Annotated in this window: 11 protein-coding genes; 8 read left to right on the top strand and 3 right to left on the bottom strand. The window is 73.3% G+C overall.

What is annotated here, in order from left to right:
- Positions 1 to 209 precede the first annotated feature (209 nt).
- The 4 genes from A5481_RS18005 (at position 210) to A5481_RS17990 (ending at position 3,314) form a co-directional block, all read left to right on the top strand.
- Positions 210 to 1,091: a branched-chain amino acid ABC transporter permease gene (locus tag A5481_RS18005; RefSeq protein WP_048432877.1), complete on the top strand. Its 882-nt coding sequence runs from the start codon at positions 210 to 212 to the stop codon at positions 1,089 to 1,091.
- A 5-nt stretch (positions 1,092 to 1,096) separates the two neighbouring features.
- Positions 1,097 to 1,936 (top strand): branched-chain amino acid ABC transporter permease, encoded by an 840-nt coding sequence (locus A5481_RS18000; RefSeq protein ID WP_048432876.1) that lies wholly within the window; start codon positions 1,097 to 1,099, stop codon positions 1,934 to 1,936.
- Between the two features lie 5 nt (positions 1,937 to 1,941).
- Entirely contained in the window at positions 1,942 to 2,754 is an 813-nt protein-coding gene (locus A5481_RS17995; protein ID WP_064504123.1) for an ABC transporter ATP-binding protein, read from the top strand.
- On the top strand, positions 2,730 to 3,314 hold the full coding sequence (locus A5481_RS17990) for an ABC transporter ATP-binding protein (protein ID WP_245298647.1): 585 nt from the start codon (positions 2,730 to 2,732) through the stop codon (positions 3,312 to 3,314). Before A5481_RS17995 ends, A5481_RS17990 begins: the two co-directional genes overlap by 25 nt.
- 130 nt (positions 3,315 to 3,444) lie before the next feature.
- Here A5481_RS17990 and A5481_RS17985 read toward each other — a convergent pair whose 3' ends face one another.
- Entirely contained in the window at positions 3,445 to 5,583 is a 2,139-nt protein-coding gene (locus A5481_RS17985) for a transglycosylase domain-containing protein (RefSeq protein ID WP_245298645.1), read from the bottom strand.
- 336 nt (positions 5,584 to 5,919) lie between these two features.
- Between A5481_RS17985 and A5481_RS17980 the strand changes: the two genes are divergently transcribed.
- Both A5481_RS17980 and A5481_RS17975 read left to right on the top strand, forming a co-directional pair.
- Positions 5,920 to 7,245 (top strand): hypothetical protein, encoded by a 1,326-nt coding sequence (locus A5481_RS17980; protein ID WP_064504120.1) that lies wholly within the window; start codon positions 5,920 to 5,922, stop codon positions 7,243 to 7,245.
- 423 nt (positions 7,246 to 7,668) lie between these two features.
- Positions 7,669 to 9,303, top strand: coding sequence for an ABC1 kinase family protein (locus A5481_RS17975; RefSeq protein ID WP_064504118.1), 1,635 nt, complete (start codon positions 7,669 to 7,671; stop codon positions 9,301 to 9,303).
- A gap of 79 nt (positions 9,304 to 9,382) precedes the next feature.
- Here the strand turns inward: A5481_RS17975 and A5481_RS17970 are convergent, their stop codons facing one another.
- Positions 9,383 to 9,580 carry a hypothetical protein gene (locus A5481_RS17970; RefSeq protein WP_048437463.1) on the bottom strand — a complete coding sequence of 66 codons (198 nt, stop codon included), beginning with the start codon at positions 9,578 to 9,580 and terminating at the stop codon, positions 9,383 to 9,385.
- A 587-nt stretch (positions 9,581 to 10,167) separates the two neighbouring features.
- Here A5481_RS17970 and A5481_RS17965 point away from each other — a divergent pair.
- Both A5481_RS17965 and A5481_RS17960 read left to right on the top strand, forming a co-directional pair.
- A complete protein-coding gene (locus A5481_RS17965) occupies positions 10,168 to 10,680 on the top strand; it encodes a cupin domain-containing protein (protein ID WP_048437464.1) in 513 nt (170 codons plus the stop codon).
- Positions 10,681 to 10,999: 319 nt separating this feature from the next.
- Complete coding sequence (locus tag A5481_RS17960) at positions 11,000 to 11,344, top strand: hypothetical protein (protein WP_048437465.1); 345 nt, start codon at positions 11,000 to 11,002, stop codon at positions 11,342 to 11,344.
- 47 nt (positions 11,345 to 11,391) lie between these two features.
- Here A5481_RS17960 and A5481_RS17955 read toward each other — a convergent pair.
- The coding region (locus A5481_RS17955; RefSeq protein WP_156655634.1) for an ISAs1 family transposase at positions 11,392 to 11,668 on the bottom strand (277 nt) is incomplete at its 5' end.

The following is an 11,668-nucleotide window of genomic DNA, read 5'->3' as shown; positions in this document are numbered from 1 at the left end:
GCCGCCCTCACCCCTGTCCCCTCTCCCACTCGGGAGAGGGGGACCCGCGCCCTGTTTTCACGCGATGGCGCCTGCACCTCGCGAGCCGCCCTCCCCCCGCCGATTGACCCGCCGCGTAATATCGGCCACGTCGCAGCCCTGTCATCCTGTTCGGCCCGCCGGCCGAAAGCCGCGGGCGCCGGGCGCGCCTCTGATTCCAAGCCCCCACCATGCTTGAGCAGCAGCTCGTCAACGGCGTCGTGCTCGGCGCGACCTACGCCCTCTTCGCCATCGGCTTCACGCTGATGTTCGGGGTGATGGGCGTCATCAACCTCACCTACGGGGTCTACTTCGCCCTCGGGGCCTTCGCGGCGCTGTGGTCGACGCAGGCGCTCGGGCTGCCGATCTGGGCGGCGCTGCCGGCCGGCGCGCTGATCGCGGGGCTCGCCGCGGTCGTCCTCGACACGCTGCTCCTCACCCGCCTGCGCAAGGCGAAGGCGCCGGAACTCGCCTCGCTGATGGTGACGCTCGGCGCCACGCTGTTCCTCTACGCCGGCATGGCGGCGGCGCTCGGCACCGAGATCCGGCGCTTTCCCGCGGCGGTGTTCTCCGGCGGCGCCTACAGCCTCGGCGACGTGCGGGTCGGTACGACCCAGCTGCTGATCCTCGGCGCGGCGATCGTGCTGATGCTGGCGCTGCTCGCGCTGGTGCGCGGCTCGCGGGTCGGCCTCGCCATCCGGGCGGTGGCCGAGAACCCGGACGCCGCCTCGCTGATGGGCATCAACGGCGCCCTGATGCTGCGGGTGGTGTCGTTCCTGTCGGGCGCCATCGGGGGCGCGGCGGGCGTGCTCGTCGGGCTCAACTTCAACGCCATCCAGCCCTTCATGGGCGAGCACATGATGCTGCGCGGCTTCGCGGTCATCATCGTCGGCGGGCTCGGCGACCTGCGCGGCGCGCTGCTCGCCGGCCTCATCCTCGGCCTCGCCGAGGTGCTCACCGCCGCCTACCTCTCGTCGACCCTCAAGGACATGATCGCCTTCGCGCTCCTCGTCGCCACCCTGTGGTTCCGTCCGCTCGGCCTGTTCGGCCGCGCCGCCGCCAAGCGGGCCTGATCGCCATGTGGGACGCTCTCGACGACTTCTACTGGACCTACCAGAGCCTGATCCACGCGATCGGCGTGAACGGCATCCTGGCCCTGTCGGTCTACGTGGTGCTGGCGGTGGGCCAGCTCTCGCTCGGCCAGGCCGCCTTCATGGGCGTCGGCGCCTATACCGGCGCCCTGCTCTCGGTGAAGTTCGGCGTGCCGTTCGGCGTGGCGATGCTGGCCTCCGCCCTGGTGCCGGCGCTGCTGGCGCTGGTCGTCGGCGGGCCGACCCTGCGGCTCACCGGCGTCTACCTCGCCATCGCGACGATCGGGCTCGGCGAGATCACCCGCATCGTCTTCCTCAACTGGGACTATGCCGGCGGGGCGCTCGGCCTCTCGGGCATCCCGGAGCGCGGCGGGGTCGCGGCGATCTACGGCACCCTCGCGGTGCTGCTCGTCGGCCTGACCCTGGTGGCGCGCTCCCGCGTCGGCCGCGCCATGGAGGCGATGCGCGAGGACGAGGCGGCGGCCGGCGTGATGGGCGTGAACCTGCCGCGCTACCGCCTCGTGGCGCTCGTCGTCTCCTCGGGGATGGCCGGGGTGGCGGGCTGCCTCTCGGCCCACGTCTCCTCGTTCATCGGCCCGAACGAGTACGGCTTCGAGGCCGCGGTGACGATCCTGAGCTACGCGCTGCTCGGCGGCATCGGCTCGCCGCTGGCGCCGGTGCTGGGCTCGACCATCCTCACCCTGCTGCCCGAGGTGCTGCGCCCGCTCGCCGATTTCCGCCTGATGGTGAACGGCCTGATCATCGTGCTCGCCGTCCTCTTCATGCCGCGGGGCATCCTGCCCTGGCGCATCGCCCGGACCGGCTGACCATCATGACTCAGCAGAATCCGGCGCTCCTCGCCGTCCAGGGTCTCACCCGCCGCTTCCAGGGCCTCGTCGCCGTCGATTCCGTCGACTTCACGGTCGCGCCCGGCACCGTCCACGGCCTGATCGGCCCGAACGGCGCCGGCAAGACCACCCTGTTCAACCTCGTCTCGGGCGTGCTCGCCCCCAGCGCCGGCAGCGTGCGCCTCGGCGACCAGGCGCTCGACGGGCTCGCGCCCTACCGGCGCACGGCGCTCGGGCTCGCCCGCACGTTCCAGAACATCCGCATCTTCTCCGAGATGACGGTGCTGGAGAACGTGATGACCGGCCTGCACACCCGGCTCTCCTCCACCTGGGGCATCCTCTTGCGCGGCCCCGGCTTCCGGGCCGAGGAGCGCGGGGCCAAGGCCAAGGCCCGCGACCTCCTCGCCTTCGTGGGCCTGTCGGAGGCCGCCGACACCCGCGCCGGCGACCTGCCCTACGGCGACCAGCGCCGGCTCGAGATCGCCCGGGCGCTCGCCTGCGAGCCGCGCCTCGTCCTCCTCGACGAGCCCGCCGCCGGCATGAACCCGGCCGAGACCCATGCCCTGCTCGGCCTCCTGCGGCGGCTCCGCGACGAGCGCGGCCTGACCCTGCTGCTCGTCGAGCACGACATGCCCCTGGTGATGAGCCTGTGCGACCGGCTGACGGTCCTGAATTTCGGCCGCCGGATCGCCGACGGCACGCCGGCCGAGGTGCGCGCCCATCCGGCGGTGATCGAGGCCTATNNGGCTCGAACGGCGCCGGCAAGACGACGATCCTGCGCAGCCTGTCGGGCCTGATGAAGCCCCGGGGCGGCCGGGTGATGTACGGCGATGCGGCCCCGGTCGACATCGCCGGCGAGGCGGCCCACCGCATCGCGCGCCGCGGCATCGTGCAGGTGCCCGAGGGCCGCCAGGTCTTCGCCAACATGACGGTGGCCGAGAACCTGCGGCTCGGCGCCTACCATGTCCCGGGACCTGAGGCCGCGCGGCGGCAGGCGGCGGTCGAGGCGCGCTTTCCCCGGCTCGCCGAGCGGTTGCGCCAGCAGGCGGGCTACCTCTCGGGCGGCGAGCAGCAGATGCTGGCGATGGGACGCGCCCTGATGGCCGAGCCGGTCCTGCTCCTCCTCGACGAGCCCTCGATGGGCCTCGCGCCGCTCATCGTCGACGAGATTTTCTCCATCATCGCCAGCTTGCGGCAGGAGGGCCGGACCATCCTGCTCGTCGAGCAGAATGCCAGCGCGGCGCTCGCCATCGCCGACTACGCCTACGTGCTCGAGACCGGCCGCATCCGGCTCCAGGGACGGGCGGCGGAGATCGCCCGCAACCCGGAGGTGACGGCGGCGTATCTGGGGGTGTGATACCCGAGCCCCTTCGGACCGACTCGTTCGAAGGGGCGGGGCAAGCCCGAACGGGCGCCGGCGCCGATGCGCCGGACGCCTTGGCATCGATGTGTCGATGCCAAGGCGCGAAGGTAGGAGGCTCCCGCCCCTACTGCCACACCCCCGCCTTGCGCCCCCTGGCATTCGCCTCCGCCGCCTGCAACTCCGGCGGAGCCCCCGGCGCGGCGCGGCCGGCGCCGTTGAACAGCACCACCTCGGACAGGTCCTGGTCGCCGGCGCGGCAGCGGTAGAGATCCGCTCCGCCGGCCGGCTGGCACGTCACCTCGCGCCGGCGCAGGTACTGGCGGAACTCCCGCGCGTAGGAACCGCCCTGCCCCTCGATTCCGACGAGGCGGATCGCCTGCCCGTCGAGGCGCAGGCGGCCGGTATCGATCACCCGCGGCACGCCGTGCAGGGCCGCCGCCGCATTCCGCTCGCCCGGATTCTGCCAGGCCGGACGGGCGCTGCCGCGGGGCGTGCTGCCGGTCTCGCGCGCAGGCTCGCGCGCCTCCGCCGCCTGCGGTGCCGGGCGGGCCTTCGCGACCTGTGCCGCGACGTCCTGGAACAGAGCCTCCGGCCCGTCGCCGGCGCCGTTCTCCGCCGCCGTGCCGGACAAATAGGTGCCGACCAAGAGGTCGCCGGCCGGGCCGACGAACAGCCCGTCCCGGCTCGCCGGGTCGTCCGGACCCTCCGGCGGCCGGGCGAGGCCGGCGAGCAGCGTCAGCAGGGCCCGGCGGCGCTCGGCCGCCGGCATCGGACCGGCGACGAGCCGGTCGTAGACCGGGCGGCCGTCGCGCCCGAGATGGCGCAGGCTGGCCGACGCCGCGCGGCGGGCCTCCGGCGTGTCGGCGAGCGGCGCGCCGCCGGCGACCACCGCCTGCACCCCGCCATCCGGCCCGAGGATCAGGAGCCCGGCCCGGGCGCCGCTTCCGGCGGCGTCGAGGCGGCGCGCGGCGGCCTTCTCGGCCATCGCCTGCAACTCGCGGTCGAGGGTGGTGCGCACCACCGCCTCGCGCGGCGCGGGCGCGAGGCGGTCGGCCGCCTCGGCGACGACGAGGTCCGGGATGCCGCTGCGGGTCACCGGCGTCGCCCCGACGGGGCTGAGGCCGCCGAGCGCTCGCCCGGCCTCGGCGCTCTGCGCGGCGGACAGGCTGGCGCGCATCACCATGCCGTCGAGCACGTCGCGGCCGAGCGCCCGCACGGCCGTCACGTCCCGGTCGGGCCGGAGGTCGGGCGCGAGGGACAGGCCGGCGAGATAGGCCGCCTCGGCGGGTCCGAGGGATGCGGCCTCCTTGCCGAACAGGGTGCGCGCCGCCGCGTCGATGCCGGTGAGGCCGGGGCCGAAGCGGGCAAGGTCGAGGGCGCGGGCGAGGATCCGCGGGCGATCCTCGCGGGCCTGGAGCCACAGCACCAGCATCGCCTCGCGCACCCGGTCGGCGAGGCTGCGCGGTTCCCCGGGCGCGACGCCGATCAGGTCGCGGCGCACGAGGCGCTGGGTCAGGCGCGGGCTGCCGGCCCGCGGGCCGTCGCTGATCGTGTCGCGAAAGGCCTGGCCGATCACCGCGGCGACGCCCGCGGCATCGAGCCTGTAGCCGTCCTCGAACCAGGGATCCCGGGCGGCCAGGAAGGCCTCGCGCATCACCGGCGCGACCGCATCGAGGGGAAGCGCCCGCCCGCGGACCACGCCGCGGCGGGCGATCGGCGTACCGTCCTCCGCCTGCACGGTGACGGTGGAATCCGGGATGCGCGGTCCCGACAGGGGTGGCAGCGTCGCCGCGCACCAGGCGAGGAAGACGGCGCCGAGGCCGAGGACGGCCAGGGCCGCGAGCAGGAGGGAGCGCCCCCAGGGCAGCGTCCCGGCCCGCCGCGCCGCATCGGCGGCGCGGGCCGCGAAGGGGTGGGCGCCGAGGCGTGCGGTCGCGTCCCGCCAGGCCGGGGCGACTCGGCCGAGGGGGCCGGCCGCGGCCGACAGGACCGGCTGCAGGTGCCCGGCGGCGACGCTGCCGGCCCGGGCGGCGCCGGAGCGAACCTGCGCCAGACCGTGCAGCATCGTGTCCTGTGCGGAGCCGCCGCGCGGGGATCGGCCCGGAAACAGCCCAGTCCGGAGCCTGCGCCGCGCGGCGGGGCCGCGGGACGGCGCGGGCGCCTCCCCCGGTCCCGTCTCCCGGGACGTCGTCCCGTCGAGATCCCGCGGCGGCGAGGGCGGGCTGGCGAGGTCGAGCCAGTCCCGCCCGGTCTGCGTCGTCATCGGCTCCGCCACCATCCTGCGCGATCATCTCCGGCATCGGGTCCGAGGCCGCCGGCGCCCCGGCGCGACGGCGGCGCGGGACGCGAAACGGCTACGGTCAGCAGGAACGTTGGCCCAACGGAAACAGTTCCGGCGGGTCGGGGCGCGCCCGCGACCGCAGTCCGCCCCACATCTGCCGGCGGCGGCGCAAGTCTTCGCGTGAAAGCTTGGCCATTGTCTCACCGGCTGTCACCGGTAGGGCTGGAATAGTCTGGAACGATATTCTGAAGTCGGCGTTTTGAAGCATCTTCGAAGCGCCGCAGCACCCAATACCGGCGCGCAGGGAGGCAGACGAACATGAACAGACTGACAGTTGGACTGGCCGCGCTGCTGCTCAGCACTTCGGCTTACGCGCAGACCGCCGGCAGCCCGGCCGCCGGCGGGGCCCCGGGCCGGGGCGGCGAGACGAGCCAGTCCGGCCCGAAGGCGGGTCCGGCCGCCGGGGCGCAGGCCCGCGGCGAGACGGGCAAGGGTGAGATGGGCAAGGCCGACGGCCAAGCCGGGATGCGCGCCGAGCAGGGACGGCCGGGCGCCGGCATGGACCGCAAGGGCAACGACATGGCGGGCCGCCAGGACAAGGCGGACCGCAAGTACATGGACCGCAAGGATCTGGCCGACCGCAAGGGCGACCGGGACGGCATGCGCGGGGGCGATCGCGACAACCGCCGGGCGATGGACGAGCGCCGCGACGGCGATCGCCGGATGGATCGGCGTGGCGACCGCGCCGAACGCCTCGAGCACCGCGAGGGCCGGGCCGGCTTCCGCAGCGAGGCGCGCGAGGACCGCTTCACCACCGTCGGCGGCCGCCGCTACGTGACGATCTCGGGCCGCCGGGTGCTCTACGGCTCGCCCGAGTACCGCCGCCTCGTCGTGGTCGAGCAGCGCGAGCAGCGCGTGCGTCCCGGCCGGGTCGAGTACGTCACGATCTCCGGCCGCCGCGTGCGGGTCGGCTCGCCCGAGTACCGCCGCCTCGTCATCCGCGAGCACAGCGGCCCGCGTCGCTACGTCGTGGTGCGCGGCCAGCGGGTGATCTACGGCTCGCCGGAATACCGTCGCCTGATCGTGTCCGAGCGCACCGGGTCCGACCGCTACGTGACGATCTCGGGTCGTCGCGTGCTCGTCGGCTCGCCGGAATATCGCCGCCTGTCGGTCAGCGAGCGCAGCAGCGTCACCGGCAGCGTCCGCAGCCGCGAGGACGTGCGCAGCAGCGAGCGCCGCGAGGACCGGCTGAGCCGGACCGACTCGCGCCGCGACGGCGCCGTGGACCGCGAGCGCAACCGCGACCTGTCGCGCGGCGAGATGAAGAAGGACGGCAAGGACCGGCGCGAGATGGGCGCGCGCCAGATGGACGAGCGGCAGGGCGCCAAGAACGCCGCGAAGTCCGAGAACGCCGCGAAGTCCGAGAACGCCGCGAAGCCCGAGCAGGCGGCGGGCAACCAGCCCGGCCGCAACGCCGGCGAGCGCGGCACGACCGACCGCCAGGCCAGCGACCGCCAGATGGGCGGCCGCGGCACCGGCCCGGAGACCACCGGCAGCACCCAGCGCGGCGGCGCGGCCGGCGGTGCCAAGGCCCCGGGCGGTTCGCAGCCCGGCGCCCAGGGCGGGGCCGGCGGCCGGATGTAATCCGCCTACCGCAGTCACGCTCGACCCTGAACGAGGCCGGCCCCGGGTACACCGGGGCCGGCCTTCTCGCGCGTGGAGGGGTGCCGTGGCCGGGGGTTGCGGCCGGGGGTTGCGGCCAGGGGTTGCGGCAATGAAGCGCCCGCGCCCCGATGCGATTGTGCTCGCCCGGGTCATGCGCTACCGCCGTGAGCCGTTGCCCGCCGCCCCTTTCCCGCCCGGTTGACGCCGCATGACGGCGCGAGGCCCGGATGCGGGGATTCGCGCCGCGGCTCGCGGGCCTTGCCCCGGAAGGACCAGGATGCCGATGCGTGCGCCCATCCCGATCGCCGGCCCGGGCGAGACCCCGGCCCGCCCCGCCCCGCCCGTCCGGTTCGCCCCGGCCGGTGCCCTCACCCATGCCAGCCGAGCAGAGTCGACGCGCAGATGCTGAAAACCGCCATCGTCGCGGCGCGTGACCGTCAGCGCCTCCAGGAAATCGCCGGCATCCTGATCGGCTTCGGCGTCAACAAGGTCGTCGACCGGCTCGGCCTGCGGGCGATCCCGCGGCTCGCCTGGCGTAGCGCGCCGGCGGTCGACCTCGCGCGCCTGTCGCAGCCCGAGCGCCTGCGCCGGGCGATCGAGGCGCTGGGCCCGACCTTCATCAAGCTCGGCCAGGTGCTGGCGAGCCGCGCCGACCTCCTCGCGCCGCAATGGACGGAGGAGCTCGGCAAGCTGCACGACAAGGTCGCGCCCCTGCCCTGGGAGGTGATCCGGCCGCAGCTCGAGGCCGATCTCGGCGCCCCGCCCGCCGAGATCTTCTCGGAGTTCGACACCAACCCGATCGCCTCGGCGTCGATCGCCCAGGTCTACCGCGCCCGTCTCGAGACCGGCGAGGAGGTGATCGTCAAGGTCCGGCGCCCGGGCCTGCAGAAGATCATCGAGGCGGACCTGCGGCTCCTGTCGCACGCCTCGCGCATCGTCGAGACCGAGTGGCCCGAGATGGCCCGCTACCGGCCGACCGAGCAGATGCGCCACATCGCCAACGGCCTGCGCGAGGAGCTCGACCTCGCCAACGAGGGCCGCAACTGCGAGATGCTGGCGGCGCTCTTCCCGGACCGCGACGACGTCGTCTTCCCGAAGGTCTACTGGGAATACACCTCCGAGCGGGTGCTGGTGCAGGAATTCATCCACGGCATCCCGCCGACGGACACCAAGCGCCTCGAGGAGGCCGGGCTCGACCGCAAGGTGCTGGCCCAGCGCGGCGTCGACGCCTTCCTGCAGATGGCGATGATCGAGGGCCTGTTCCACGCCGATCCCCATCCGGGCAACCTCCTGGCGATGCCCGGCAACCGCATCGCCTTCATCGATTTCGGCATCGTCGGGCGGCTGTCGCAGCGGCGGCGCTCGCAGCTCCTGATGCTGATCGGCGCGATGCTGCAGGAGGATGCCGACGGCCTGATGGCGGTGCTGCTCGACTGGACCGGGGCCAGCAACCCGGACCTGACCCGGCTCGAGGCCGCCTCGCAATCCTTCGTCACCCGCCACAACGGCGCGACGCTCAATCTCGGCCTCGTGCTCACCGACTTCATGACCATGGCGCGCGAGAACGACCTCGCGATGCCGACCGACCTCGCGATCCTGTTCAAGGGGCTGGTGACGGCCGACGGGGTGATGCGCCAGCTCGACCCCGCCTTCGACCTGTTCGCGGCGGCTGGCCCGACGGTCAGCCGCCACATGCGGCAGCAATTCTCGGTCAAGGACCTCAAGGGCCGGTTCCAGGGCCTGGCGACCGGTCTCTACGGTGCGGCCTCCGAGCTGCCGACCCTGATCCACCTGATGCTGGTGCGGCTCAAGCAGGGCCGGGTCACGGTGGAGATCGAGCTCAAGGGCATGGACAAGCTGACCCGCGGCATCGAGCGCGCCGCCGCCCGGGTCGCGGTCGGCCTCGTGGTCGCGGCCTTCGCGACCCAGCTCGCGCCGCGGCTGATGGAGCACGGCACCCCGGCCTTCGCCACCATCGGCATCCTGGTGCTGACGATCGGGATCGGCTGGATCCTGCTGCTCGCCAGGAATCGGTGATCGCCGATCCGGCGCCCGGCATGCGGGCAGGGGCCGCCCCTTCGGGACGGCCCCTGCCTCTGTGCGTCTCCCGGTCCGCTCAGGCCGCGAGGCGGCGGTGGCGGCGTCGGGCGTGCAGGTCCTGCGCCGCCCGGGTGGCGTGGCGCGGGCTGCGGAACACTTGGCCCTCCAGGGTGTGGAAGTCCGGATGGGCCGAGAAGAAGCGGAAGCCGTCGGTCTCGGGGACGACGATGCCGGCGGAGGTCTCGCCGACCTCGACGATGCGGGCGGGCTGCATGGGCGAATGTCTCCGGTCGCGGCCGCCCGCTCGGGGGCGCCGCGAAAACACGTCGGAAATGGGCTAGCAAGAGTCGGGCCGGTCTTGTCCGCGGCCCGGGCGGACGGCGCGCGGTCTCAGGCGCGGCGGCCGCCGCGGCGACACGGCGTGCGGCCCGGGACGGGGCGGCCGGCGAAGGGCATGCGGCAGGGCAGCATCGCTGTCTGGTCTCCGGGTTGGCCCGTCGGCGCCGTGCCGGCGCCGGGGTGCTTTAGCGTTTGGTCTCGCGGCGCAATCAGCCTCAAATCACCGCGGCGGCGGGGCCGGCGACCGGCCTCGACTGCCAGGACAGCATCGTTCGGCAGGGTCCGGCTGTCAACGAGAATGTTCTTTTTATGGAACAGTTTGAAAGACAACAAGCTTCCAGCGGCAAGCACGACCGGAGCAGAATCGCTGCGCGGCCGCTCGGCTCCGCACCAGAGGCTCGCACACGACCGGGTGCCGCTCGTCGCATCGTTCTTTAAAACAAACAAGAGCGCGCGATCGCTCTGGCGCGCCGTCGCGCCGTGGCGCAGGATGCTCGGCCTGACCCCTTTCGGAGAATGCCGATGTCGGACGAGCCGCACGATCACGCCCCCCACGATCACGCCCACCACGACCACGAGGCGCGCTGGAAGCACGACGGCGTCCGGGTGATCACCGGCGACCGGCTCGATCCCAACACCGCCCAGACGCCGGGCATGTTCCGGCAGGCGGCGATCAACCACGCCCGGGTCGGTGCGCAGCGGATCTGGGCCGGCACCGTGGCGATCGAGCCCGACGCCAAGACCGGCGTCCATCATCACGGGGCGCTCGAGAGCGTGATCTACGTCGTGCGCGGCCGCGCCCGGATGCGCTGGGGCGAGCGGCTCGAATTCGTCGCCGAGGCGGGGCCCGGCGACTTCATCTACGTGCCTCCCTACGTGCCGCACCAGGAGATCAACGCCTCGCCCGACGAGGTGCTGGAATGCGTGCTGGTGCGCTCCGACAACGAGGCGGTGGTGGTCAACATCACCGATGTCGAGCCGGTCGAGCGGCCCGAGGCGGTCTACTGGATCGATCCGATCCACAAGCGCCCATGACCCCGCATCCGTGACCGCGGCTGCGTCGGAGGGGCGTGATAACGCGGGAGAGTAATCAGGGTTCCATCGCGGCGGTTTCGAGAAGCCGCCAGTCTCCCGCGGGCGGATGTCGCAGGTTTCGCGCCGGCCGGGCGTCCTCTTGATTGCACCGGCGGCGGATCGGCCGCGGCGCGGCCGGATCCGGCCGCCGCACGACAGTGGCCCCGACGCATCACGTCTCGGCACGACTTTGATCCCCAGGGTTTTCCTGCGGGACTTAACGTCTTGTTAAGCACGCCGGGCGACCCTCGGGGCAATCCCTGATCATCCCGAGGCTCCCATGCTCGCGCCGCAGGCCCGCCTGCCCTCCTCCGACGACTGCCCGGTTTCCCTCGACGTGCTCGGCACGCTCTATCGGGGCGATGCCGAGCTCGTGGAGACCGTCCTCGCCGACATCCCGTCGAAGACCCGCGCCCGTCTGGCGGCCTACCTCTATGGCAAGAGCCACCTCCACGCCCTGGGCCTGCGGGTCGCCTCGGCCTGCACCGAGACCGATCTGGTGCGGGTGGCCGGGACCGCCGGGGCGGTCCTGTTCGCCCAGTCCCGCGCCGCTCCTCGCACCCCCGAGACCCGCCAGCCCGGCCAGCGCCGCATCAGCCTCGCGGGCAGCCGCTCCGTCGCCTGACGCCCGCCCGGCGACACGATTTCTCGCCAGGGCAATCGGGTGAAGTGTCATGGGGCAACGAGCCTGACGAGGTAGTCGTCGTCCCAGCCTGCGGTTTTGAGGGCAAGGCGCATGGAATCCTTGCCCTTTTTGCGAGCTGCCACGTTCACCGCGATGTGGCGGACCGTCAGCATGTTCTCCGGAGCATGAGCGGTGCGGATGCGGGATTGATCGTCGTGGAAGGTGACGTCGAGGATCCAGTGCAGGCCGTTCTCGATCGCCCAGTGCTGCCGGATGGCAGGCCCGAGGCGGTCGGCGCCGAGCGGTGACGAGGTCAGGTAGCAG

The sequence above is a fragment of the Methylobacterium platani genome (genome assembly GCF_001653715.1).
Taxonomy (GTDB): Bacteria; Pseudomonadota; Alphaproteobacteria; order Rhizobiales; family Beijerinckiaceae; genus Methylobacterium; species Methylobacterium platani.
This window is presented reverse-complemented; position numbering and strand designations above follow the sequence as displayed.

Coding starts and splice junctions, on each gene's coding strand:
- A5481_RS17970 (WP_048437463.1), bottom strand. CDS start 9,580: ATGCAGCCCGCCCGCATCGTCGAGGTCGGCGAGACCTCCGCCGGCATC.
- A5481_RS17980 (WP_064504120.1), top strand. CDS start 5,920: ATGAACAGACTGACAGTTGGACTGGCCGCGCTGCTGCTCAGCACTTCG.
- A5481_RS18000 (WP_048432876.1), top strand. CDS start 1,097: ATGTGGGACGCTCTCGACGACTTCTACTGGACCTACCAGAGCCTGATC.
- A5481_RS17960 (WP_048437465.1), top strand. CDS start 11,000: ATGCTCGCGCCGCAGGCCCGCCTGCCCTCCTCCGACGACTGCCCGGTT.
- A5481_RS17985 (WP_245298645.1), bottom strand. CDS start 5,583: ATGACGACGCAGACCGGGCGGGACTGGCTCGACCTCGCCAGCCCGCCC.
- A5481_RS18005 (WP_048432877.1), top strand. CDS start 210: ATGCTTGAGCAGCAGCTCGTCAACGGCGTCGTGCTCGGCGCGACCTAC.
- A5481_RS17965 (WP_048437464.1), top strand. CDS start 10,168: ATGTCGGACGAGCCGCACGATCACGCCCCCCACGATCACGCCCACCAC.
- A5481_RS17975 (WP_064504118.1), top strand. CDS start 7,669: ATGCTGAAAACCGCCATCGTCGCGGCGCGTGACCGTCAGCGCCTCCAG.